This window comes from Sporomusa sp. KB1, assembly GCF_007830295.1.
GTDB lineage: Bacteria > Bacillota > Negativicutes > Sporomusales > Sporomusaceae > Sporomusa.
On the sequence record NZ_VLKC01000001.1, the window covers coordinates 137,576 to 164,478 of the forward strand.

The window sequence follows — 26,903 nt, forward strand, 5'->3', positions numbered from 1 at the left end:
CCCGTTCGACTTGCATGTGTTAGGCACGCCGCCAGCGTTCGTCCTGAGCCAGGATCAAACTCTCCATAAAAATTTTATGAAAAGCCAATTGGCTCTTTAAAGCTATTAAGAAATTGTTTTTGGTTTTGTATGTCGCAAGCGACATACAACCGCACATCTGGCTTTTTTGATGCATTACTTACATTGTTCAGTTTTCAGGGAACGTTTTGTCACAGACGTACCATGGACGGTACGCGTTGTCCGTAACCGATGTGCCATGTTTAACGGCAGAATATTATAATAGCATCTTCATTAGTTTATGTCAACACTATTTTTCTTTTACCAATTATTGCCGCCGCTCATAGCGACTTTTTATAGATTATCATGTCCTTCCGCTTATGTCAACTATAACTTTTTGGCTTTTTATAATTGTATCAAAAAGTACGGGTTTTTTAACGGAATACCGCTCGGCTTTTCTCCGGCGGAACGCTTTTTCCGGCAAAGGCCGGGGGTTACGGGAGAATACTTAAATGGCTTCCTATTATCGACTTTCCTATCTTGCCTAAAAGACGAACGAAAACACGGCCTATCAGTACTCTAGTGCCGTGTCTTCGCAAAATCAAAGATATTAAAGATATTTATGTATCACAGTCCCTATTTTTAGTTGATTATGACGAAAAAAGAACTTCTTAATTCGTATTCAATGTTTTTTGCCGTTGTTCAAACTTTTTTACAGCCCTACCGTAGTTTCGCATAGTACTCTATAATTTCCCTACGGCGAACAATTCCAATAAATACTCTACTGTCATCAACAACTGGAACGAAGTTTTGAGCAATAGCCAATGAGAGCAGATCTTGCATTTGAGCATCAATGTGTATCGGGTTATTGATCATTCTCATGGGGATCTCTTTAATAAGGATCCGATCAGTATCGGAAAATGTTAACCCTGGTGTATTCTTCATCTTCCACAGAAAATCACCTTCAGTAATGGTCCCAGCATATTTACCAAATTCATCAATAAGCGGAATAGCGGTATAACGATGATATTCCATTCTTTCGAGTGCTTGGCGCATAGTAGAATTTATGGACATATACACTACTTCGTTTTTGGGGATTAGAAAAAATGCACTATTCATACGCTCCTCCAATAGCGAAAAGTTACCTAAATTCGACTGAAGTGTAGGAAAACTTTCATGAACACTCATTCTTACGTCCAGTATACTTCCGTTAAAAGTTCATGTAAACAGGTAAGTTCTGAAAGCAATCCTTTTTAGTTATTTCATCAAAGAAATAATAATGGGCATTTTGCAGCAAAGCTCTTGTTATTCCCAATAATTTTATCTGGCCTATTGATATATTATTGCCATCAAGGGTAAGAGAGTCATTTTCAGAATAGTTAAACTTGGATATCACGCTGTCCAAGCCGGTTCCTTTTACTATAGAATCAAATTTACTTGTTTCGATTTCAGATTCAAATAACCAGAGCGTTTACTCTGATTCGATAGTTGATATGCCATTAGTCCCATGTAAATTGCCACTTTATGATCCACCGCAAATCGTAAAGCCATATTTCTTAAATATTTCTCGGGCCTGATATTCAGTAAGGAATTTAATAAACTCCTTACTTGCTTCAATATTATTACTGTCCTTCATTACTGCCACAGGATATACCACTGGCGAACATGACTCCAAGGGTGCCCGGTCAAGAATTTTCACCGCTTTGGATATTTGGGCATCAGTCTGATATACAATACCCACATCAATATTTTCTGTTTCAACGAAGGCCAAAACTTGCCGGACATCTTTAGCAATAATCAATTTTGCTTTTACGATTTCGAAAATCCCCAGTGACATTAGCAATTCCTGGGCGTATTTACCTGCCGGTACGCTTTCGGGATTACCAACAGCTATTTTTTTTACTTGGTCTTCGGTTAGCGTTTGAAAATTGCAGGAAATATCAGAATTTTTCGATGCAATCAGGACAATTCTGTTTTGCAGAAGTTCTATTCTCGTCTCATCAAGTAACATCTTTTTCTCCTGCAATTGGTTCATTTGGCTATGCGCTGCCGAAATAAAAACATCCGCCAGTGCTCCGTCTTCTATTTGTTGCTTCAGTTCACCCGAACCACCGAATCGAAGCAACAAACGTCGCTCCGGGTTGTTAGCAATATATGCTCGTTTTACTTTCAAGAGTGCATCCTTGACACTGGCTGCAGCATATACTTTCAGCGCTCCGAGCATGCGTGTAAATTCCACTACCACAACTGGATCAAACTGAATGCCAGCCCCCTTTTTCAATTCCGCCAATGCTGCTTCGGGTGCCATAGCCTTGCGATAGGGCCGGTCATTTGTCATGGCGTCGTATGCATCGGCAACAGCTAAGATGCGACACTCAATGGGTATGATTTCTCCCTTTATGCCTTGTGGATAGCCTGTACCATTCCACCATTCATGATGTTTTAGTATTCCGTTGGCTATATGAGCAAGATCCGGCGCTGCCATGGCAATCTGTTGCCCTATCTCGCAATGCCGCTGCATCTCATTTCTTTCCTCGTCAGTGAGTGTACCTGGTTTTAATAGTATTCGGTCAGCTATGCCAACTTTGCCGATATCATGAAACTCAGCTAATAGCTTTAGTTCATTTATACTCTCTTCAGATAGACCCAAGGACAAGGCCACTGGTTCCATCAGGTTTTTTACGCGTTCACAATGCCCTTGGGTAATGAAATCTTTTGTTCCAATCATCCGCATGATGGTATTGACGACAGATCGCTTAATACTTCTGCTTTGCTGCTGTTTCTCTTTATACATGTTTCGGTCTGCTTGTTCAATTAATTTACTGATATCTGTCGATAAATTATTACCGACAGCATAGCCAAGAGAAACGCTAAGCGGTAGTCCGGCATTCATCTCATTGTACTCCGCGATATTTTTGCGAATTCGCCGGCATGCGTTACTTACCGCGGAGTTCGAGCTTTTGAAAAGCAAAATAGCAAACTCATCTCCGCCGATTCTGGCCACTATATCTTCCTCATGAAAACTCTTCTTCAGTATCATCGCTACGACACTGAGCAGATTATCACCAGCATTATGACCCAGTGTATCGTTTACAATTTTCAGCCCGTCAATGTCACACATAATCAAACCAACTGGAACAGATTGCTTTCCCTTCACTCGCGTAGTTTCCCATGTAAAATAAGAACGATTATAGAGACCTGTCAGATTATCCCGCATGCCACTGTCTTTGAATACTCTTTCGCGCCGCCGCTGCTCGGTCATATCGAAAAAAGCAATCACATACCCGACGAGATTCTTAGCATCATTCATTATATGAGAAACCGAACCATAAACAGCGACTTCTTTACCATGCTTTGTGAAAAGAGATGTATTTTTACCAAATCTAATAACTGTATTTTTTTTGGTTCTGTCGCCTGTTGGAAACTCAACCTTGCCGGTGGTTGTATCAATTATTTCAAATAGTTCCATAACCGTTGTACCCAAAACTTCTGCTTCTAAATAACCCGTGAGGTTTTCTGCCGTACTGTTCATAAACAGTATCTTAGCGTTCAGGTCAGTGACCAATAATGCCTCACCAATACTTGACGGCACAAAACGAAGTACCTTATCCAGCTCATCAGGTTTTTTCTTGTATTGACAGCTTACTACATTAGACATATAGTTGCTCATAATATCTCCGTTTAAGTGAACTTGTTTCAGCACAACTGAAACATCGGTGGGTTTAGGTAGGGGAGTCTACCCCACCTGAACAAACGCCGCCTGCAGAGGCGGGAGTCTTAACTCGCCGCAAAAAATAAATAGTTAAATTCAAAAAGAGCCATCACGCAAAAAATTCTGCAGTATTGGCTAAAACGATCTTATCCGCGGGATTATTTCCCATTTTAGATAAAATTATATATTGTTATGTTAATACTGTCAATATTATCAATAATCATAAACAAACTAAAACGATAATAAATATTAACTATCTATGTTTTAGTTTGTTTATGTTGTTTTTGAATCTAAATCACTTCCAATCTTCCTGCCACTTACCGCTAAAGTAATCATTGTAAAAATGCTATTGTTTATAGCTATCGTCCTGACTAACATTGATCCAATCCTTTTTTAAGCTTATCTAACAAGGTAATAAGCAATTCTTTTTCATCAGTATCAAGCACAGACATGATCTTATGCACATACTGGTTATGGATAGGAACAAAGGTGTTCATGAGCATACTAGCCCGGTCTGTAAGGTAAAGTTGGAGAACCCTTTTATCAGCTGGATCACCTTTGCGAATCACCAGGCCTTCTTTTTCTAATCGATCAATGAGTCTGGTAACATTGGCTCGGGAAACCAGCAACTTTTTGCCTAATTCTGACTGTGTCAGCCCTTGCCCACCTGTCATGAATAGCTGAATTAGAGCATTAAACTTAGCCTTGGACAAACTATACCGGGCAAAGTGCATCTCCAATACATCATCTAAGCTATCCTGGAATTCGGTCAGTTCAATCAGCGTACGTATTGAAAAATAACGGTCCGAAATATCATTGTTAGTAATTTATGTCACCCCCCAAGGCTTAATTGTTAACATGCTAGCAATATTGTAAATGCATTAACAGTTTGAGTCAATAGCTATCAGAAAGCAGGGAGAATTATAGAAAAGTTGTCCAAATTTAGACGGACCGATAAAAAAATATACTAATTTTCTTAAAATTCTTTTTTTCTTGCAGGAATTTTAAGGATGGAAGCGAATATATTGTTTTAAGAGTTCCGAGTTGCTATCGCCAGCCAGGAGATAGTAAACAGGGCGCAAAAAGGAATTTTTGCACCTGCCATTATGCAAAGGAAGTCCGTATTACGGGCTTCCTTTTTTTGCTGTTTACATACTTTATCTTTTGCGGCGAGTTAAGACTCCCGCCGATGTTTCAGCTATGCTGAAACAAGTTCACTTCTTATTCTGGTGATGCCTTAGGGAGAAAATTTAAAGAAGAAGAGGTTCTAAAATGATTTATTAAAATATTTACTAAAATATTTTTAGCACCTCTTTTTTAATAATTAACATGGCAATTATGGAGGAGGTTTTTTTATGAGTAAATTTATCCGTGTAGACATGGCAACAAAGAATGTTGCTACCAGCGAGGTTCCTGAGAAGTACGACGGCATAGCAGGCCGTGCGCTTACTTCCAACTTCGTCGCCGACGAAGTGAAGCCAACCTGTCATCCACTGGGGAAAAACAACAAACTAATTTTTGCACCCGGCTATCTTACCGGTACCAACGCTGCCAATTCCGGCCGGCTTTCCTGTGGCGCTAAGAGCCCGTTAACCGGGGGTATCAAAGAAAGTAACACTGGCGGCACGTTTGGTCAAAAGATGGCCAAAATGGGCATTAAAGCAATTGTGTTTGAAGGAATTCCGGCAGAAGATAAGTATTACGTCGTCAAAATTACAATGAATGATGTGACCATTGAAGATGCCCCCGCTGAAACCATCGGCATGGGTAACTACGAAGCCATTAAAGTCCTGCAGGCAAAATACGGTGCTAAAGCCGGTGTGGCCATCATTGGTCCGGCCGGTGAAATGAAGCTTTTGGCAGCCAACATTTCCTTTGCCGATCCTGAAAGCAATATCCGCAGTGCCGGTCGCGGCGGCCTGGGCGCTGTCATGGGTTCCAAAAAGATAAAAGCGGTTGTTATTGATGATACTGGCGCTCCCGGTGTTCCCATTGCTAATCGCGAGGATTTCAAAAGTGCTGCCAAGCGATTTGCCAAAGCCCTTACAACTCATCCGGTCACCAGTCAGGGTATAACCAAATACGGTACCAACATTCTGGTCAACATTCTGAACGAAGCCGGCGGTCTGCCTACTGAAAATTTCCGCCGTGGCCGGAACGAATGGGCCAATGACATCGGCGGCGAAACTATGACTGCGACCATGAAGCCCGCGTGGTAAACCTAGCCACGGCTGCCATGCCGGTTGCATCATGCGTTGCTCCCAGCACTATGTTGACAAGCAAGGCAAATATATTACCAGCGGTTTTGAGTATGAGACTATTTGGGCTCTTGGCGCCAACGCCAAGATTAATGACCTTGACCTTATTGCCTATGCTGACCGTGAATGCGATGATGTTGGTGTAGATTCCATTGATATCACTGTTGCCATTGGTGTTTATATGGAAGGCGGTGTCATTCCCTGGGGCGATGGCAAGGCTGCCCTGGAANTGATTAAAGAAATTCGCAAGGGCACTCCCCAAGGCCGGATTCTCGGCTGTGGTGCAGCAACCGTAGGACGCGTCTATGGCGTTTCCAGGGTTCCTGTCGTCAAGGGCCAGGCAATTCCAGCGTACGACCCGCGTGCGGTTAAGGGTGTAGGTTTGACCTACGCTACCACTCCGATGGGCGCTGACCATACGTCCGGTTATGCGGTTGCTACCAATATCCTCAAGATCGGCGGCGATGTCGACCCGCTGAAAAAAGAGGGTAATATCGAACTGTCCCGCAACCTGCAAATTGCCACTGCCGCTGTTGACAGCACCGGTATGTGCCTGTTTGTTGCGTTCGCTATCCTGGACATTCCCGATGGTTTCCAGGCGTTGATTGATATGATTAATGCCCAGTATGGTCTGTCTCTTACCGCCGACGATGTTACTGAGCTCGGAAAATCTGTTCTCAAGGCTGAGCGCGGCTTCAACCATCGGGCCGGCTTTACCAATGCCGATGACCGTTTGCCGGAGTTCTTCGAGGAAGAATGTGCACCACATAACACTACCTGGGACTTTACAGACGAAGAAATCGACGAAGTATTCAATTTCTAGTCAGCTAAGAAAGACCGTAGTCACTGACTGTATTGCTAAAGGTTAAGTGACATGGAATGATATAGCTGTGGACAGTTTAACCAAACAAAGACGGGGCCGTGTTGAAACGTAAGAGTTTTAGCACGGCCCCTCCCACTTATTAAAAAACATATAGTTTTAGTACAAATAGTAACTGTATATAAACATAGCCTACAAAAACCTTTTTAAATTTCATATATTGTTTATTTTTGTCTAAATTGCACTACCTTCCTAATCAAAACCTATCCTATTTTGGTAAACTTTGCTATACTGAAAACAAGTTGAAATTTTCTTAACCAATACTATACGATCACCGTCGTGAACTGATTTTGAGGAGGTAAGTATCATGAGTAAAAGTACTCTAGACACTAATGAGCTTATAGAATATAAGTTGCTGACTTTTGCTGACACTGAGCAAACTGCTGCCTGTTTTAGCAAAATATTTATTTTTGAAGAGCCAATGACAAAAAGCCTGGGGTTGAGCCACCAGCAATTTCATTCTTTAGCCGAAGATTATTGCCAACTTGCAGCCGAGGATGGCTTGAGTTATATTTCGATTGAAAAAGCAACAGGTAACGTGATTGGTTTCGCAATTTGTGTTGATCTAAAATTTGATCCCGCACGTGCGAAAGCTGTTGATCCCGTAATTATGCAGCAAGTAATACCTTCGAGTGTGTTGCTTCAGGAATTGGGGAATCGCTTTATCCAAAAAATGGACTTCATTGCTGGAGATTGTCTGCATATGTTTTATACCGGAGTAGATTCCCAATTTAAGGCGCTGGGGATAGCAACTTGCTTAGCAGAAAAAGCTTTGGCAAATGCAGTTTCTAAAGGATATAAATATGCCCTCGCCGAGTGTACCAGCTTAAAATCAAAAAAAGTCCTGGAGAAATTAGGATTTCGGGAAGAAAATCGTATAGTCTATGGTGATCTAAACTGTGATGGCCCTAACCCTTTTGAAAATCTGGAGGGATATTGTGCGCTAATGGTGAAAGAACTAACAAAAGGCTGTTAAAGGCCTATGTAATCCTCATCTTGTATGGTTCAAGGTGGGGATTATTTTATGTTTACAAAGCAGGAGCCACAGTAGCGAGTTAGGAAAGAAAAGAGGAGGTAATACCTCCTCTTTTTCTTTCCTTAATACTCGGTATCAAAGAACCCTAATCCGTCTAATGCTTCAATTGCTTTCTTAATGTATACTTCTGAAGTCAGTGGCCATTTAAAGTTTAGTCTGTATAGAACCTCTGTTGTAAATTCGTTTGTTCTACCTAATCCATAGACTGGTTTTTCTGTGCTATTTTCTTGATATGCCAAAATTCCTGTAAGTGCGGGCATAAGTTTAGCCTCCTGCATCTTTTCCTTTAAGCATTCTGCAAACTCACGGTCACTTACAATATCGATCGCAAAGCCATACTCTTTCATTGCGTAGATAATATCCGACATATAGATAGCATGATTGTTACAGGGATGGAATACCGTATATTCCTTATTGGTTTGCGCCAGCTTTACAATGGCTTTTGCCGTACTATCAATTGGCGAAAACTCTTCCGCACCACCCATAAATGCTACCGGGAATTTCCCTAGCAGTTTAAAAGATTTTAAACTATTCATAAAGGAATTGCCCTGGAAGTTGATTTGGAATTCTCCGTCTGTATTTCTCGACATCAAATTGCCTACACGCATGATTTTGGCTTTCAATCCCTTATCTACTATTGCCTCTAACACACACCGTTCTGCCAAAAATTTACTATAGATATATTTATTGTCTAAGGTTTGTCCCAGATATAGCTGGGATTCTTTAATCTTACAATCCTTCATGGCCGCATCGCCTGTTCCGGAAACGCTGGTAGTGGAAACCTGGATTAACTGTGCCTTATTGTCCAGGCAATACTGGATTAGCTTTTGTACGCCGCCGACATTGACTTTTTCCAGTTCATCACCGGCCGCAAAATGTTTAACATTCGCCGCGCAGTTTATTACTGTATCGACTGTTACTTGGCTTGCTGCCAATTCGGTAATATCGCCTTCTACGGTAAAGATCCGTTTTCCAAACAGTTCAGCATACTCATTGTCAAAGTAGTATACTAGCCGGACTTTCAGCCTGGTATCAGAGGCAATATTATCTTTGGAACGAATGAGACAATACACTTTGCCGGGATAGTTTTCCAGGAATTCTTTCAGGATATGAATTCCTAAAAATCCGGTAGCGCCGGCTAAGAGGATATCACCGATTGGCGTCTCGGTTATTTCGCTTAAGGTATTTTTGGCGAGAAGTTTATCAATAGCACTATAGTCATAGGCACTCACGTCGGTAGTTACCGCTTCTTCTACGTTGTTGGTTAAAAACTCGGCAAGTTTTTGCGGCGTTTGATGTTTAAAGACATTGGCATAGGTTATTCCAATATCGAGTGCCATTGCTTTAACTACTACATTCATGGCTTGCAGGGAAGTGCCCCCAAGGTCAAAGAAGCTGTCTGTAATGCCTACTTTGTCAAGTGTTAGCGTTTCCGCAAAAATATGGCAAAGCTGCTCTTCCACTTCGTTCGTAGGCGCAACATATTCATTGTAGTTCTTGATTTCCGGCGTTGGCAGGGCTTTTACATCCATTTTTCCATTGGGTGTAACTGGCATCTTGTCTAGCTGGGTAAAGGTGGTAGGCACCATGTAGGCGGTAAGCTGCCGCTTTAAGTACTCGCGTAAATCACTTATGTCTATTTTGTCTTTCGCGGTGAAATAGGCGCAAAGATAATCTGCATTTTGCAGCTGTTTGATCGTAACTACACTTGCCGTTATGCCTGCATATTCATTCATGCGGGATTCAATTTCGCCTAGCTCGATCCGAAGCCCTCTCAGCTTAATCTGATCATCCATTCTGCCCATAATATCAATTTCGCCAGCAGCCGTCCATTTGGCATAGTCACCAGATTTATAGACTCGTTCGCCCTTAAACTGGATAAACTTTTCGTCAGTCAGGTCTTGGCGGTTTAAATATCCTCTGCCTACCCCTTTTCCACCAATGAGTAATTCGCCAACTACGCCGATTGGCAGTACATTCAACTCTTTATCGACAACATACAGCGCAACATTAGACAGTGCTTTGCCGATTGTTATTTCTTCATTTTCAAGTTCTTTCGCATTTGTCGCTATCGTGGTTTCGGTCGGTCCATAGGTATTATAGATTAGCGCCGCCGTATATTTTCTCAGCGCAGTAAAGAAGTTTACCGGAAATTTTTCGCCGCCGCAGATAATTAATTTAATTTTACCAAGCGCCTTAGCAAAAGCCCCTGCTTCAATATACTGCATTATCCGTGAGGGAGTTGTCGACATCACATCAACACCGTTTTCCGTAATAAACTCAGCTAACAGCATGGGGTTATTGGCTCGATCTTCGTCGGCAAAAACCAGGGTTAAGCCATTGGCGAGTGTTACTAAGGCTTCTTCCAGGAATACATCAAAGGCGACGGTAGTGACTGATAGCATTGTCGAACAAGTGGTTACTATCTTGTTAATATAGAAGTTAGATTTTAGCGGCAATACATAATTTACAATATTGCGATGTTCGATCATTACGCCTTTGGGTTTGCCGGTTGAGCCTGAGGTATAGATGATATAGCACAGATTCTTTGCAGTTGCTTCGGTTTGGGGATTAGCTTCATTCTTATTTTGCAATAATTCATCAACAACTAAGCCATTGCTAAACTGATGTGTTGCCTGCTTACTTTCCGTTGTGATTATATATTGGGCTTCACTGTCTTCCAGCACATGTTTGATTCGGTCTGCCGGGTATTCGGGATCAACCGGAATAAAGGCACCGCCTGATTTGATTATGCCGAATATCGTGCAAATAAGCCTGCTGTCGCGTGGCAATAAAAAGGCGACTTTGTCTTCTGGTTTGATTCCTTTGGCGATTAATGCATTTGCTATTTTGTTTGCCGCCGTATTCAACGCGGCATAGGATAAGGTTTTGTCAATTGCGATAAGTGCTGGTTTCTCGTCATTTGCGGCTGCCGCTTTCTCAAATAGTTCTTGCAGGGTTTGGTCGGCATAGTCCTCGCTTGCAGGAATAAAGCTTGCCAGCAATTGTCGCTGCTTTTCATTTACAAGGGAAATATCTTTGCATAACAGCTGGGGATTTTTGGCGATTTGTTGGGCAAATTCAGCCAAGGCACTGCTTAGGGTCGCAATATACGCCTTAGTATACAGACTTTCATCATACTCAATAACAAGCTGATACTCCTCATTTTTCAGGCTTACATCAATTGCTAAGGGGAATTTCACTTTGTTCAGCGCCAGGATCTCTGTTTCCAAGGCTTGTCCTTCGAGGATAGCAGTATCAAACAGACCGCCCTGATAAGCATAGTTAATCTGTGGTACGATTTTATGTTTTTCGACCATTTTGGTAAAGGGATAGATTTCATTTGCCAGGGTTGCATACATGTTTTCTTGCACGGCCTTAACGCAAGCTGCCACTGTTTCCCCAGGATTAATCTGAACAACTACCGGCAGGGTTTTTACGAACATCCCCATAATGCCATTTAGCTTATTTTCGCTTCTGCCGCTGGAAATCGTGGTTATCGCTATTCTTTCTTCTCTGGTATAACGGGTTAGGGTATTGCAGAGTGCTGCCAGGAATACGCTGCTTGGCGTTACAGCATTTTCTTTGCAGAAGTTTGTTATGCCCTGTCCGGGAATATTGGTGACAACAAGTTCAGCTTGACCTTCCCCCTCTCCCTTTGCTACTTTGGGAAGTTCAGTCATGCTGTCACTTAGCATATGATCGAAGAATTTTTCTGCAGCAAGATATGTTTCGCTTTCTGCCAGTTGTTCTTCTTCAAGAGCATATTCAAAGGCAGTATAGCTTTCCTGCTGAAGTTCTGCACCGTTATAGGCTGTTACTAAATCGGCGGTAAACACCCCTAAGGCACTGCCGTCAAAGATGATATGGTGAATATCTACAAATAAATAAGTGTAGTTTTCTGTATAGTAAATGGCGATGCGGTAGAGCGGCCCGGCAAAGAGGTCAAAGGGCTGAACAAAGGCTGCCTTGATGCTCTCTATTTCTGCTTGGCTTACTTTTGCTACGCGAATGGCTACTGGTTTGTCATCTTGTCTTAGTTGTACAACTTGCCCGTCTTTGGTTCCCAGGCAGGTTTTCAGGTAAGGGTGGGCTTCTATCACTTTTTCAGCAGCGGCTTGCAGCTTATTGGGATCTACTTTATTGGAGAATTTGATTACTTCGGGAATGTTGTATTGCAGTGCTGCCCGGTCTTTTTCCCATTCGTAGTAAAGGCCGCGTTGGTTCTCTGTGAGTGGATAGCATTCTCTTTTGGCAAAAGCTGCTATTGTTTCTGCTTGGGCGGTAGTTTGGAGGATTGCTGCCAGCTTTTCGATGGTTTTGTTTTGGAGGATATCATTTGTCTTGATGTTGAGGTTGAATTGCTGATAGATGGCAACTGACATCTTTATTGCCAACATGGAGGTCATGCCTACATGGAATAGATCATCGGTAATGCCAAAGTCTTCTGTTCCTAACAGGTTGGCTACCAGGTCAAATAGCTGCTGCTGACTTTCCGTTTGTGGCAGTACCCGCTCTTGACGTTCAATCACCGGATCAGGCAAAGCTCTGCGATTTACTTTACCGTTTGAAGTAAGCGGCAGTTGAGCTAGCTCAGTAAAGGCAGTCGGAATCATGAAGGTTGTAAGTTTCGCGGCCAGTTGTTCTTTTAGTTTTTCTACATCAATGTTGCTTTCCGCTGTATAGTAGCCGCAAAGGTGCTGTGTGCCGCCAATTTCTTTAACGACAACAGCGCAGCTTGTTATGCCCTCATAAGTTAGGATTTGACTTTCAATTTCGCCTAATTCAATTCTCAAACCGCGTAGTTTTACTTGTCCGTCCATTCTCCCCAGGTATTCAATTTCACCATCCTTGGTCCATCGTACCAGATCGCCTGTTCGATAAATACGTTTCCCCTGCCACATAATAAACTTTTCCCGGGTTATGTCTTCACGGTTTAAATAGCCTCTACCAACACCAGCCCCACCAATGCACAGTTCACCGGCAGTTCCGATGGGAAGCAGTTGCAGATTGGTATCCAGCACATAGAGCTGATAGTTAGCCAGTGGCTTGCCAATAATTGCACTATTGTAATCATTCTTGATTTCATAGCTTGTTGTAAAAAGCGTACATTCTGTCGGCCCATAGACATTATAAAAATCATAGGCTGGTTTTTTGATCGGCAATAACTTTTCCCCACCCACAAGGAGTGCCCGTAATGACGTATTATCAAATTCTTCAACAAACTGTCTGCCAAGCTGGGTAGTCATAAAGGCTATGGAAAGTTGATTTTCTTCAAAGTATTGATTAAGTTTGATAAAATCCAGTCGCATTGCTGTTGGGATGATATAGGTCGCTGCTCCACAGGTGATATAGGGATAGATATCCAGCATATGGGCATCAAAGCCAAAGTTTGCATAGCCTGCTGCTCGATCATTTTCAGTTACGCGGTAATACGCTTGAAACCAATTGCAATAATTGGCCAGGTTATGATTTTCAAGTATGCAACCCTTGGGAGTTCCTGTAGACCCTGATGTGTAGAGTATGACAAACATATCCTTAGGCACGGGAAGCGTCAGGGTTATACTTTCGTCAACCTCGATTGTGGCAATATCTGCAGTTGTTATTACCGTTCCGCTAAATTGAGGAAGATGTTCTGCTACTCTATTTTGCTCAGATAGTATCAGTTGAACACCGGCATCTTGGATCATGAACTCCAGTCTGTCGGTTGGAAAGGAATAGTCTAGCGGCATATAGGCTCCGCCGGCTTTTATGATGGCCAGTGGATAAATAACCATATATTCACTGCGATCAATAAGTACACCTACAATTTGTTCCGCGCCGACACCTACTGTTTTGAGTTTTTTGGCGAGCTTATCGGTTATTTCATCAAGTTCTTGGTAGGTATATTGCTTTTGCTCATAGACTACGGCGATATTATTGGGCACTCGTCGTACTTGCTGCTTAAACATTTCAACGATACTGCCACATGGACTGCGGTATTCGGTATCGGTCTGGTTAAAGCATTCCAATGTTTTTAGTTGTTCGTCACTTATAATAGCAATGTCTTTGCATAATATGGTTGGATTTTCTGTTAATACAGCAGCCATTCCCGCCAGAATTTGTTCAATTTCCGCATTACCATATGTATTGGTATGATAGGTAATCCCGATTGTCAGGCTTTCCTGAAGATAGGCTATAACCGAAATACCATAGTTGGTTTGTTCGCGGACCGCCTCAGGTATAAAATCAATAGCAGCTTGCTGTATTTTGGGTTCGGCGATGTGGTAATTCTCAAATGCCATGATTGTCCTGATCAAACTACTGCCAGCATCACTTAATTGCTGGACTTCAGAGAGCGCACAGGTGTCATAGCGGGTGCTTTCGATGGCCTGCTGCTGCAGTTTTTGCAGCAGACTGCCAAGGGTTTCCTCCTTGTCTGTTTGCACACGTACCGGAATGGTATTGATAAAGAGACCGACCATTTCCTCTGCCCCGGCAATGCCTGTATTTCTGCCAGATACTACTTTCCCGAATACGACATCCCCGGTATTGGTATATTTTTGCAGCACCAAGCCCCAGGCTGCCTCGACTGCGGTGTTGATAGTCACATCATAGTGACTGCAAACAGTTTGTATTTGTTCGGTAATTTCTTTGCTGAACTGGTAGGTTACTGTACTTTCCTGTTCCTCGCCGCCAGTAGGAATACCCAATGGGTGAATCGCTGCGTCAGTAGAGTAGCCGCAAAGGAGATTTTTCCAATAGGTATGGGCCGCTTCCTTATTCTGAGCGAGAAGGCTTCTTACATGGTCCTCATAGCGTGTTCTTGTTGGTTGCCCAACTGCAATATATTCCTGACCGGCATAGAGAGTGTTACAGATATTCATAAAATCGTTCATGACAAGGGAAAGACACCAGCCATCAATAATGATATGATGTGTGCTCCAGATCAGACAATAATTGTCTGCGGATATTTTTACTATGGTTACTCGCAGTAGTGGATCTTCCTGCAGATCAAAGCCGCGCTGAATATCCTGTTGTTTAAGCATTTCCAGCTGTTCTGACGTATCACTAGCACCACTTATGTCCACCTGACTTACTTCAAAAGCTCTTCCCTTGAGAATAGCCTGGCGAGATTCACTCAGACCTTTGTAAAGAATAGCGGTCCGGAGTACTTCATGTATTTGTCCCAAGTGGTAGAGTGCTTTTTGTAATAAAGCTACAGATAATGGCTTAGTCAAACGAAAAATGTTTTGCAAAAAGTAGCTGGTAGACTCTGGTTCAGCCAGGCGGTGAAACAGCATTCCCTCTTGCATAGGGGTTAGTGGATAGATGCACTCTATTTCCCAGCCTTTGGCTTTCGTCTGCTGCAATAAGGCTTCGAATTCGGTATCATTCCAGACTATTTCGCCTAAATCGGCAGCCGTTATCTCAATATTTTCATGGGAAACACAATGGGCTATCAGCAGCTTTAGTTCTTGGGCGAAAGCGTCCCCTAGCTGCGTTATCATGGCATCCTTGTATTTTGTTCGGTCATAGCCGATATCCATCAATAGCTGCTTATCTTTCACTAAACCATTTAAGGCAATGGGCGAACCAAAGGTGTTGCCTTCATAGACAGCCTGCCCCTGCGGTGCTTGGTTATTTACAGCAAACAAGGCCCCTGTATGTTCTTCAGATAATTCCCCTAAGTAGTTAAAGGAGATATCTGGCTGAAGCTGTTGGTCTAATGCGGTCTCACCGATATATTGGAGAATACCGTAACCGATACCGTGGTTTGGCACACGTCGCAGTGTTTCTTTTACGCGACGTATATCACTCCTTATATCGAAACCGATATCAGTAAGAACGATAGGATATACGCTGGTGAACCAGCCTACTGTCCGGTCAATTGGCAGATGTTCACCAATAGGTTCTCTGCCGTGACCTTCCAGATTAATGCTTACCGTTGTTTGCCCTGTAACCTTATGCACTGCTCTCCCGAGAGCGCAGAGCAGTAAGTCGTTGACTTCGGTATGATAGGCTATGGAGGCGGTGGAAACTAAGGCACGAGTTTGCTCTTCGTCTATCGCCACACTTACATTTCCCAAACCTGTCTCCCCGGAGCAAGCAGCAGGAATACGCCCGGCAGAAAAACTATCCTGTACCTTCTTCCAGTAGGGAATTTCCTGTTTGATCGCATAGCTTGTGCGATAACGTCCGATGGCCTCACTCCACATTTTGAAGGATACGGTTTTAGGAGGAAGCGCAATTTGCTCGCTTCGCATGACTTGTCTGTACGCGGTATTTATATCTTCGATGAGGATACGCCAGGATACTCCGTCCACTACCAGATGATGGATGACAATAAATAGCATATCGATAGACGGTGTACGGAAGAGTCCGGCCTGCAGCATGGGACCACTGGTCAAATCAAACCCAGCTTGCATGTTATTGCAGGCTACTTCCATAGCACTTTGCCACCGGTTATCTTCTTGATACTCATAGGTAGTCAGACTGTAGAGTTGTTCGCTTTCGACCGGACGAATCTCTTGTCGACCAGCCGAACGATAAACAGCCCGCAGCATGTCATGGTGTGCTGTCAAGGCATGTAACGATTGACCTAGTACGGTTTCGTCTACGCGCTGGGCTGATTCCAGCATTATAGATTGGTTGAAATGGTGGGGACGAGGCAAGTTTTGCGCAAAGAAATAGGCTTGAATGAAGGTTAACGGAGCTTCGCCTGCGACGGCTTGCTGATCAATAGTTGGCGTCGTACCTTGACAGGCGGCTGTTTCACTAATAGCACGAATGGTTTTTCCCTGCATCACTATTGGCACTGTTACAAAAACGCCTTGCTCACGAAGTTTGGACACCATCCGTATGGCCTTGATAGAATCTCCACCTAAAGCAAAGAAGCTGTCATCAATCCCAATCTTCTCTATGCCTAGTATCATTTCAAATACGCTGGCAAGAATGGCTTCTGTTTCATTGTGAGGAGCTACATACGTGGCGCTGCCGTGTATCTCAGGTAAAGGCAGCGCCTTCCTATCCACTTTACCGTTAGGTGTCAGCGGCAAACTATCTAATTGCATTAGGAAAGACGGCACCATATACCCAGTCAAGCTTGCGGCCAGATGTTCTTTTAGTTCTTCCGTATTAACCGTTTTGTTCGTTGTGAAGTAGCCGCACAAATGCTGGACTTTGCCAATTTCTTTAATTTCAGCTACGCTCGCTGTGATTCCGGCAAATTTAGCCATTGCATTTTCTACTTCTCCTAGCTCAATACGGAAACCTCTCAGTTTTACTTGATTATCAATTCTCCCTACATATTCAAGCTCACCATTTTCATTCCAACAAACCAAGTCGCCGGTACGGTACAGCTTGGCATTTTCTTCGCAGGTCTTAAACGGATTGTCGATGAACTTTTCTTTCGTTAGCTCTTCTCTGTTCCAATAACCGAGTGCTAATTGACTACCTGACATGCATAATTCTCCGGCTACTCCTATCGGCATTAGGTTATTGTTTTTATCAACCACATACGCCCAGGAGTTTGCGACAGGCTTGCCGATTGGTATGTTGCCACTATCTTTCTCTTGGTCTACCACATGATAGCTGGAGCAAATAGTAAACTCTGTTGGTCCATAGCCATTTACCATTTTTATATTTGTTTTTTTCACTTGTTTGAGCTTTTCGCCGCCCATGATTATATATCGCAGCGACAAATCAAATTGATTGAGTAATTCCATGCCAAACTGTGTACTAAAGGTACCGCCGGTAATGTGATTGGCATGAAAGTATTGATGTAAGCCATGCATATTTTGCCGCAGTTCTTCGCTGATGATATGCAATTGGCCGCCAACGCTAAGTGCTGTAAATAAATCTTCCACTGAAGCATCAAAGCTAAAGCTGCTGTGACAACAGAGGTTATCTTTTGCTGTTAATTGGTAATCTCTTGTCCGCCATGCTAAAAATGCCGCTAACGATTTATGCCTGATCATAACTCCCTTGGGCTTCCCGGTTGAGCCTGATGTATAAATCATGTAGGCTAGATTTTCTGTAGTTGGCACTGTAAGCTGGATGTCTTGGTTGCTTGCTGTGGCAAAATCAAATTCATCAATAAAGATGACATTGTCTACCTGCATACCTTTTTGCTGATAGATGCTCCTTTCAGTAATTAACACTTTGGCTTTGCTGTCCTCAAGCATATACTCGATTCTTTCTTGCGGATACTCATTGTCTAGTGGTACATAGGCCCCGCCTGCTTTCATGGTTCCGATAACACTTACCATGAACTCTTTACGCCTTGGCAGCATGATGCCTACAAAGGTATTTGCCGTTACGCCTAAGCGTACAAGTTCTTTGGCAAGACAGTCAGTATAACCATCTGTTTGTCCGTAGGTAAAACTGCTCTGTTCATCAACCAACGCAATATTGCTTGCATTTTTTTCAACCTGCTTTTTAAATAAGTCAAGGAAGGTAGCCTGCCTGTCATAAGCTACACTTCGACCTCGAAAATCGTTTAACAGTTTCTGCTCAGTTTCTTTAGAGATGATTGCCAGTTTGCCGCAGCTCTGTTCGGGATTTTCTGCGATTTGATTGACGCATTCAGCTATCGCACTGCTTAGTCCCTCAATATATGCCTTTGTATATAGGCTGCCGTCATAGTCAATAGACAGTTCATACTCATCATTTTTCAGGCCTACAACTATAGATACTGGGAATTTAGCTTTATTAAGTGCTAAGCCTTCTGGTTCCAAGGGTTGACCGGCAAGTTCAACGGTGTCGAGCACACCGCCCTGATATACATAGTTAATCTGTGGTACAATTTTATGTTTTTCGACCATTTTAGTAAAAGGATACAGTTCATTGGCCAGGGTTGTAAACGTATTCTCTTGTATTGCCTTAACACAAGCTACCGCTGTTTCCCCAGGATTAATCTGAACAACTACCGGCAGGGTTCTTACGAACATTCCCATAATGCCAATTAGTTTACTTTCGTTTCTGCCACTGGAAATTGTGGTTATGGCTATTCGTTCTTCTCTTGTATAACGGGTTAGGGTATTGCAGAGTGCTGCCAGAAATAAATTACTTGGCGTTACGGCATGTTCTTTACAAAATTCCATTAGCTTTTGGCCTGGAACATTGACGACAACGACTTCAGCTTGCCCGGTGCCTTCTCCTTTGCTTGTTTGGGGAAGTTCGGTCATGTTCCCGCTTAGCTTGTTATCAAAAAATTTTTCGGCTACAAGATATTTTTCACTTCCTGCCAGCTGTTCTTCTTCGAGGGCATATTCAAAGGCAGTGTAGCTTTCCTGTTGAAGTTCTGCGCCGTTATAGGCTGTTACTAAGTCAGTGGTGAACACCCCTATTGCACTGCCGTCAACGATGATATGGTGGATATCCATAAATAAATAAGTGTAGTTTTCTGTATAGTAAATGGCAATGCGGTAGAGCGGCCCGGCAAAGAGGTCAAAGGGCTGAACAAAGGCTGCTTTGATGCTCTCTATTTCTGCTTCGCTTGCTTTTGCTACGCGAATGGCTACTGGCTGGCCATCTTGTCTTAGTTGTACAACTTGCCCTTCTTGGGTTCCCAGGCAGGTTTTCAGGTAGGGGTGGGCTTCTATCACTTTTTCAACAGCGGTTTGCAGCTTATGGGGATCTACTTTATTGGAGAATTTGATTACCTCGGGAATATTGTATTGCAATGCTGCCCGTTCTTTTTCCCATTCGTAGTAAAGGCCGCGCTGATTTTCCGTGAGTGGATAGAATTCTCTTTTGGCAAAAACTGCTGCTTCTGCTTGGACAGTAGTTTGGAGGATTGCTGCCAGCTTTTCGATGGTTTTGTTGTTAATAATGTCGATTGTTTTTATATTGCTATTGAATTGCTGGTAGATTGCGGTTGACATCTTTATTGCCAACATAGAAGTCATTCCTACATGGAATAGATCATCGGTAATGCCGAAGTCGTCGGTCCCTAACAGATTGGCTACTAGGTTAAATAGTTGCTGCTGACTTTCCGTTTGCGGCAGTACTCGCTCTTGACGTTCGATGACTGGAGTTGGCAGGGCTTTTTTATCTACCTTGCCGTTTGGTGTCAGGGGAATTTTATCAAGCTGCATAAAGGCAGTTGGCACCATATATTCAGCAAGGCTTTGACTCAGATGCTCTCGTAATTGATTTATGTCAATTTCCATATTGGCAGTGAAATAACCGCACAAATGCTGGACTTTGCCAATTTCTTTAACCTCAGCAACACCTTCGGTAATTCCGTCAAAGGTTGTCATGGCACTTTCTATTTCCCCAAGCTCAATCCGGAAGCCTCTAAGCTTAACTTGATTGTCCATTCTGCCTAGGTATATAAGCTCACCCTGTTCATTCCAACAGGCTAGGTCGCCGGTACGGTACAGCTTGGCATTTTTTCCACAGGTCTGAAATGGATTATCGATAAACTTTTCGTTTGTTAGGTCTGGCCGGCCTAAATAGCCTCTGGCAATTTGCGGTCCTGCCAAGCAAAGTTCCCCTGGTACGCCCAGCGGCTGTAAGGCATCTGCTTGATCCAGAATATAAGCCCACGAATTGGCAACCGGTTTCCCAATCGGAATATTATCCAGCTGTTGTTGCACCAGATAATAAGTCGCGCAGACCGTAAACTCGGTAGGGCCGTATTCATTGATTAATTGATAGCCGCGTGGCTTATAACTACGCAGCTTTTCCCCACCGACAATCATATATTTCAAAATACTATTGTCACAGCTGGCCATAAAGGTTTCGGCAAACTGAGTTGGCAGACCAATAAAGGTTACCTTTTTTTCGACAATATACTTATTCAGACCTGTAATATCTTGCAGCAGCTCTTCCGGGATAATGAGAACAGCTCCCCCTTCAATCAGAAACGGGAAAATCTGTTTTACAGAGGCATCAAAGCTGGTGTTAAAGTACAAGGCTGAAATATCATCTGGCGTTGTTTGATACTGGCTGTTATGCCAAATACACAGATGAATCAGATTAGCATGACTAATCATTACCCCTTTGGGGTTGCCTGTTGAACCTGAGGTATAAATGATATAGGCCAGGTCTGAAGGTCTATTAACTTTTGCCAGATTCTGAACCGGATAATCAAATAACCCGGGCATCCCCATATCAATAAAGGTACCCTGAAACCCAACCGTTTTTGCCTTAAACTGCTCTACTCCCAGCAAAACAGGAATCTTGCTGTCGGCAATCATGTATTGAATTCTTCCATCAGGATAGTCGGCTGAAATCGGCAGATAAGCCCCCCCTGCTTTCATGATTGCCAAGGTGCCAATAACAAAATCGGCAGTCCGGGGGACCATAATCCCAACTACGGTATCAGGTACAACACCAAGATTTTGCAAACGGGCAGCTAAACTATCAGTTACCTTGTCCAGCTCAGCATAGGTCAAGCTTTGCTGGAAATCCAGTACCGCAATATTTTCAGGAGTTTTGTCCACTTGTTCCTGAAATAACTCAATAAAGGTTTTGTCCGGAACAGGTAGCTGCGCCTTGTTAAATTCCACTAAGAGCTGCTGTTTTTCTGCTTCAGGCATAATTTCCAGCTGGAATAGTTGTTTCTGCGGGTTATCCAATAGATCTTGGATTAACGCCAGCAAACCAGCAAATAATCGCTCGATAGCAGCCGCATTAAATAAATCATTGCGATAATCAAGAGCTATCTCTAACGGCGAACCTTTCGGAAGTTGATTAGGATTAATCACCATATTTAGTAGGGCTGGGTCAGCTCCCTGATACCATTCCTTGGTAACAAATTTATCAGCTTTGGCATTGGGTATTTGCACCACATTGATATTGAGCAGGCCATCAGGTGTTTGTCCCCTCGCGCGCAAGTCCTGTGCAAGCAAGTTGTAGGGATACTGCTGATGAGCCATATCTTCCATTAACTGACAATGAACAAGACTCAGTAAATCGGCAAATGTACTCTCACCATCAACCGCTATGCGCAGAGGTATTGTGCTTACATACATACCAATGGTATTAAGTTCTTTTCTATTCACCCGATTAAAATAAGCTGTACCGATAATAATATCATTGCTGCGGTAGACCCGGGCCAAGTACATATAGAGTACAGACATCATAAACCGAAATAAGGTAGTCTCCTGTTCGCGGCAAAATTGATCGATTTTATTTTGCAGCTCTTCCGCTACACCAAAAATCCGGCGTGTGGCAGCAATACCAGTTTTTGTTGAAGAAAATTGCATAGTAAGCGGCTCCGGAAGATTGTCAAGTCGTTGCAGCCAATATTCACGGTCTTGCGTGCATTGCTGGGAAACCAAATACTCTTCTTCCCGTGCAAAATAATCGGTAAATGAAGGCTTAGCTATCGCTTCTATATCCCTTCCGCTTTCCAGTTTTTCATAATATTCTACAATTTGCTTATTCAAGATGGAAAACGAGAACCCATCACTAATTACATGGTGCAGTTTAATATAAAATCCATAGCTTTCTTCCGAATATTTTACCAAGGCAAAATAAGCTAAAGGTGCATCCAGTAAGGCCAAGGGGGTCTGTGACTGTTTTTTAAACCACTCAGACAAACCAGGGCCTTGGATTACATCCAGGTCAATTTCCTGGTATTCTGCTACATACTGCTGCACACCACTGTCGCTCTGAATAAGCCGGATACGCAAGGCTTCATTATGCTGAATGGCCAGATTGATGGCTTTCGTAAGCAATTCCAGGTTAATATTACTTTTTTTCAGTAGCATGCTCGCGCAAATATTAGCGAAACTTGTTTCAGGCAACATCATTTCCGTAGACCAAATCCGCTGTTGCGGATGGCTAAGCGGATAACAAACAGGCTTCTTCATAAAATTCCTCCCCCAAATATTTCGTTTTATATCTTTTACAGTCATTCGTGAGTGTCTTCTGCTACCTGCGGTATGAATAAAAAAGCTACCGACGTGATCATTAGGGTTATACCATTAACCGCAATAACCCACGGAAGCAAAAAATACTGTAAAAGCAAACCATTACATACATAAGCCAGCGGCACAAGCGCGAAACTAGCCGCACCGGCAAGAGCAAAAAACCTTCCTTTTATTGTATTAGGAATAATTTGCTGGAATGTTGCCTGCAGCGTAGTATTAACCAAGCCCATCGCAATGCCGGAAATAAAAAGAGCACCGGTAATTGCCAACCCGTTGGGGACCCAAGCCATTACTAAAGCCATAGCCCCCATGGTTAGCACGCTCAAGAAAATTTTCGGATAAATACTCCCCTGATTCAGCCTGGGGAAACAACTTAGTATAAGTGTGGCGATTACTGTTCCTAAGGCCATGGCTCCTTCCATGGCGGCCACCCAGCCAACAGAGTACTGTAGCAGAAATTTAACGATCATAGGAATAAACAATAGTAACGGAGCCGCAAAAAAATTAATGATACAAAGGATCAGTGCCAAAATGCCGATGGCAGGCTTCTTCACTAAGTAAGCAATAATTTCACCCATCTTTCCCTGCTGACTTTCCGCCCGCGAACTGGTAGAGGATTCTAAATTGGTACGAATAGCCCAGATAAAGCAAAAAGAAAGCAGGAAAGTCAATCCATTTCCCACAAAAGCTCCCAACATTCCAATAGCCGCTAAAACAATTCCGCCGACTGCAGCTCCTAAAACATTAGATAATCCTAAAATAGAAGAGTCAATTGCCACAGCCTCCGGTAGCCTTTTGGTATCAGTCAGCAGTCCCAGGGAACTGCCGGCAGCGGCTTCAAACAGAGGAACAAAAGCGGCAATCGCAAAGCAGCAAAAATATAAAAAGGGCAAGCTAAATTCTTCTCGATAAAAAAAATAAGAAAGCAGTGCTAAAATGCTAAACCGAACGGCATCCGCGGCCATCATACAATGTTTTTTATTCAATTTATCAGCCAAGGTTCCCATCCACGGGGCAAACACCACCACTCCTACTACATTGCTGGCCATCAGTAAAGCCAGGTGGAGCTTACTGTTTTCCCCGCCATACGAAACCACCCACCAGGCAAGTGCAATAGTAAAAAATTTATCCCCGATAGCGGAAATAATTCGGCCCAGAAAAAGCATACGAAAGTCCCTGAATAAAACCAGAGGGTGTTGAGAAATAATTCCGTTTTTTTCTACCATTGATTACTCCTTCCCATGCTGCACACAGTTAATGAATCGTATTGCCTTTTGCTGACATATGGACTGGCAATGGCTGGTACAACAAACCCGAGGTGTCCCGCGGATTTATATTAAACTGAAACTGCCGGTCATTTGCCTCCCACCATAATACATCTCATACAAAATCTACAAGGTATTTTACCTTTAAATTCCATACTTTTGCAAAAAAACCTTTAATTTTCGTACTTTTCTCTCATTTCAAGTCTTACATCGAGCATTTTATGATCGGGATTGTTTGTTCTAGACTTATTTTACCATAATGCTTTTCAGAGAAATTTAAAGATTTTTTAAAGAAATTGCGATACTAAGTCCACATTTTCAATAATCCCATCCACGATACTGATTAAGAAATCTTAATAATATTGGTATTTCTTTAGTATAAATAGACATAAAAAAAAAAGCATCTGCGTGAATAGATGCTAGAGTTGCCTGCTTCGGACGGCTTTAGGCTTCGCTTAGTTGCGCAAGATCATCAGGCGAATGCAGGCCTTATATATACTTATTTTGCAAATCTCCCATCATCTCTTGTTGTCGCAAGCTTATGCATATTCTGTTCAAACCAGCCGGCTTTTACATCTTGCCGGGCATCAAATTCTGCTACATAAGGCTTTATATCCAAAAGAGGAGTTCCATCTACAATATCTACATCTCTGATACAAAGTTTATTGCCTTCAACCTTGGTAAGACGCACTACTGAAAAACCAATGGAGTTTGGCCTTCCCGGTGATCGCGTAGCAAAGATGCCATGCAGTTCATCGCCCAGAAATGGCTTAACTAATAAACCAGACTCCTTTACCAGATGCAGGTGATAAAGAAGGATCAGATGTGAAAATTCTTCAATATCTTTCAAGCCCTCCCAATAACCGGGATATACTTCAATGATACCTTCCACATCCCGCGCTGCCGTTGGTTGAATAGGCGTTCCTCTTGGCTCTTTAAACGGCGACTGAATGACGCCAATTGGTTTATAATAAATCATCATTCACCTCTACATCCTCTTGAACTTGGCGGCACAGACGGAGTTAACAAATTGTCACTCCCGGTTCCGCCGGTATTAGATCAATGCACCCCCCGTTACGCAATATATCCCGGATTGCGGATAGTTGACGATCCAATTTCTCCAGCAAGACCAAATTATGGCGTTCTTGCTCTGAAGTCACAATGACTTTCTTAATTCCACCGTTTTTAATCACCAGCCGCTTATCGCCCATTAAGGCCAAAATCGGATCGTGAGTAGCCATCAATACAATTTTTTGTCTGTCAACCAACAGCCGAATCGCGTTTTGGCGGTCAATTCCGGCATTCTCAATTTCATCAATCAGGATAATCGGTGATTTGCTCAAATAGGCCGCATCCGCAATCATCAGGGAACGGGATTGACCGCCGCTTAATGAGGTAACCGGCGTACCTGGCAAGAACTTCTCGCCAGCTAATTCGTTGGCTTTCGCAATAATGTTAGCGCAAATTTCCGCCGCATTTTCCACCATTCGGCTTTCGGCATGCATCTGAACAAATTCCTCAACCGTCAAATCCATAATGAAGTTCATATTCTGCGAAAGTTGAGCAACCAGCTTATGTTCGATGGAAAAGCGGCGTTTGCCATCCGGAATCTGATTATTGATCAGTATCTTTCGTTTTGTCGGCGTATCCCGTTGAGCAATCCATTCAATATCTGCCAGCAAACAACTCTTCCCCGAACCGGTTGGTCCCACGATGCAAATAACTTCACCGGCATTAATTGTTACTGCTATATTTTCACTCTGACCGTCTTTGTCTTGTCCGCCAACAATAGTAACAGACTGGACTGCCTCCTCCGCAACCTGCAGTTGCTGCATTTGAGTCATAAAAGCGACAAATTGTTCGATAAGAACCTGCTGATCCATCCCTAAATCCTGGGAAGTTTCTTCGTCCATACTTGAAAAATAATTACAAACCCGGTCAAACGGTTTAACCGGCAATGGTAAGGCTTGAAAAAAATCAGCCGCATACGGATAGGCAGTAAACAATTCTTGCATCGTCATAGAAGACAGCTTTTCCCACACTTAAACCCCAGTCCCTTCTCAGTCTAACTCCATTTTTTTTACATTACCCATTTGGAAGTCCTCGCCAATACGAACCTGCCCCAAACAGTACGAACAAGTGGCTGCCGGCATGGAAAACCGCAGTTGACTGCCAATAAGACTTTCAAACTCCGCGGCGTTACAAAATAATTCTTTGGCTTCCTGAGCTCCTTGCCCGGTAATGCCATTGAGATGAACAATTACTGCCCGGGGATTGGCCTGTTTGACGCGAAAAGCAAAGACCTCCCGTTCCCCCTGCGAGACGATGTCCCCTTTGGTAATCACAACAATATCAGCCAGTTTTAGCATTGGCCCAATTTTCCGCGGGGTCTCAACACCACTCAAATTATCAATCACACATACCGCCAGCGCCCCGCGGATATGCGGTGAACAACGGTTGCATAGTCCGGCGCTCTCACTGATTAACATCGCAAAGCCTTTCCGGTTTGCCCACGCTACACAATCTTCAATATTGCTGACGAAAAAATGGTCTGGGCAAATATTGCCTGACAGTCCAGTCTTGGCAACTATACCCTTTTTTTGATAAAATTCCTGATCTTTAGTCGATAAGCAATCAAATTTGACAACCGCCACTTTCATTTTGTCATGCTGCAAGACTTCAGCAATCTTGGCAATCACTGCCGTTTTCCCTGCAGAAGGCGGACCGGATACTGTAATTAACTGCATAATTTCACCGCCGTTACATATTCTGTATTTTTAAATACAATATCACAAAATAAAACATAAAACAACATAATTGTCTGCTTACACTATATCAGGCTATTTATGTTTGTTTTAATTCGTTTACGTTTTTATTTTTGGAACCAC

General features: G+C 43.0%; 11 protein-coding genes and 1 other annotated feature (1 of these 12 cut by a window edge). Of the genes, 3 read left to right on the top strand and 8 right to left on the bottom strand.

Features of this window, described 5'->3' with window-relative positions:
* Nucleotides 1-15 (bottom strand) — a sequence feature (23S ribosomal RNA rRNA prediction is too short) (it extends 254 nt beyond the left edge of the window).
* Nucleotides 16-717: 702 nt separating this feature from the next.
* The 3 genes from SALPA_RS00630 to SALPA_RS00640 form a co-directional block, all read right to left on the bottom strand.
* The gene (locus tag SALPA_RS00630; protein ID WP_145088502.1) at nucleotides 718-1,116 is read right to left on the bottom strand and encodes a CBS domain-containing protein; all 399 of its coding nucleotides are present in this window, start codon (nucleotides 1,114-1,116) and stop codon (nucleotides 718-720) included.
* A gap of 403 nt (nucleotides 1,117-1,519) precedes the next feature.
* Nucleotides 1,520-3,700, bottom strand: a complete 2,181-nt coding sequence (gene modA, locus SALPA_RS00635; RefSeq protein WP_222427790.1) for a molybdate ABC transporter substrate-binding protein — start codon at nucleotides 3,698-3,700, stop codon at nucleotides 1,520-1,522.
* Between the two features lie 380 nt (nucleotides 3,701-4,080).
* A complete protein-coding gene (locus tag SALPA_RS00640; protein ID WP_222427791.1) occupies nucleotides 4,081-4,422 on the bottom strand; it encodes a MarR family winged helix-turn-helix transcriptional regulator in 342 nt (113 codons plus the stop codon).
* A gap of 642 nt (nucleotides 4,423-5,064) precedes the next feature.
* Between SALPA_RS00640 and SALPA_RS30670 the strand changes: the two genes are divergently transcribed.
* The 3 genes from SALPA_RS30670 to SALPA_RS00650 all read left to right on the top strand — a co-directional run bounded on the left by SALPA_RS30670 (nucleotide 5,065) and on the right by SALPA_RS00650 (nucleotide 7,823).
* On the top strand, nucleotides 5,065-5,928 hold the full coding sequence (locus tag SALPA_RS30670; protein ID WP_255450697.1) for an aldehyde ferredoxin oxidoreductase N-terminal domain-containing protein: 864 nt from the start codon (nucleotides 5,065-5,067) through the stop codon (nucleotides 5,926-5,928).
* Nucleotides 5,929-5,959: 31 nt separating this feature from the next.
* A complete protein-coding gene (locus SALPA_RS30675) occupies nucleotides 5,960-6,790 on the top strand; it encodes an aldehyde ferredoxin oxidoreductase C-terminal domain-containing protein (protein ID WP_255450698.1) in 831 nt (276 codons plus the stop codon).
* A gap of 364 nt (nucleotides 6,791-7,154) precedes the next feature.
* Nucleotides 7,155-7,823, top strand: coding sequence for a GNAT family N-acetyltransferase (locus SALPA_RS00650; protein ID WP_145088506.1), 669 nt, complete (start codon nucleotides 7,155-7,157; stop codon nucleotides 7,821-7,823).
* Between the two features lie 122 nt (nucleotides 7,824-7,945).
* Here SALPA_RS00650 and SALPA_RS00655 read toward each other — a convergent pair whose 3' ends face one another.
* The 5 genes from SALPA_RS00655 to SALPA_RS00675 form a co-directional block, all read right to left on the bottom strand.
* Nucleotides 7,946-22,690 (bottom strand): non-ribosomal peptide synthetase, encoded by a 14,745-nt coding sequence (locus tag SALPA_RS00655; RefSeq protein ID WP_186450836.1) that lies wholly within the window; start codon nucleotides 22,688-22,690, stop codon nucleotides 7,946-7,948.
* Nucleotides 22,691-22,731: 41 nt separating this feature from the next.
* Nucleotides 22,732-23,976 (bottom strand): MFS transporter, encoded by a 1,245-nt coding sequence (locus tag SALPA_RS00660; protein WP_145088510.1) that lies wholly within the window; start codon nucleotides 23,974-23,976, stop codon nucleotides 22,732-22,734.
* Nucleotides 23,977-24,514: 538 nt separating this feature from the next.
* A complete protein-coding gene (tsaA, locus tag SALPA_RS00665; protein WP_255450699.1) occupies nucleotides 24,515-24,997 on the bottom strand; it encodes a tRNA (N6-threonylcarbamoyladenosine(37)-N6)-methyltransferase TrmO in 483 nt (160 codons plus the stop codon).
* A 40-nt stretch (nucleotides 24,998-25,037) separates the two neighbouring features.
* A complete protein-coding gene (locus SALPA_RS00670; RefSeq protein WP_255450700.1) occupies nucleotides 25,038-26,036 on the bottom strand; it encodes an ATP-binding cassette domain-containing protein in 999 nt (332 codons plus the stop codon).
* Nucleotides 26,037-26,075: 39 nt separating this feature from the next.
* Nucleotides 26,076-26,762: a GTP-binding protein gene (locus SALPA_RS00675; protein ID WP_145088514.1), complete on the bottom strand. Its 687-nt coding sequence runs from the start codon at nucleotides 26,760-26,762 to the stop codon at nucleotides 26,076-26,078.
* Between the last annotated feature and the right edge of the window lie 141 nt (nucleotides 26,763-26,903).

Coding starts and splice junctions, on each gene's coding strand:
- SALPA_RS00630 (WP_145088502.1), bottom strand. CDS start 1,116: ATGAATAGTGCATTTTTTCTAATCCCCAAAAACGAAGTAGTGTATATG.
- SALPA_RS30670 (WP_255450697.1), top strand. CDS start 5,065: ATGAGTAAATTTATCCGTGTAGACATGGCAACAAAGAATGTTGCTACC.
- SALPA_RS00650 (WP_145088506.1), top strand. CDS start 7,155: ATGAGTAAAAGTACTCTAGACACTAATGAGCTTATAGAATATAAGTTG.
- SALPA_RS00655 (WP_186450836.1), bottom strand. CDS start 22,690: ATGAAGAAGCCTGTTTGTTATCCGCTTAGCCATCCGCAACAGCGGATT.
- SALPA_RS00660 (WP_145088510.1), bottom strand. CDS start 23,976: ATGGTAGAAAAAAACGGAATTATTTCTCAACACCCTCTGGTTTTATTC.
- tsaA (WP_255450699.1), bottom strand. CDS start 24,997: ATGATGATTTATTATAAACCAATTGGCGTCATTCAGTCGCCGTTTAAA.
- SALPA_RS00670 (WP_255450700.1), bottom strand. CDS start 26,036: ATGACGATGCAAGAATTGTTTACTGCCTATCCGTATGCGGCTGATTTT.
- SALPA_RS00675 (WP_145088514.1), bottom strand. CDS start 26,762: ATGCAGTTAATTACAGTATCCGGTCCGCCTTCTGCAGGGAAAACGGCA.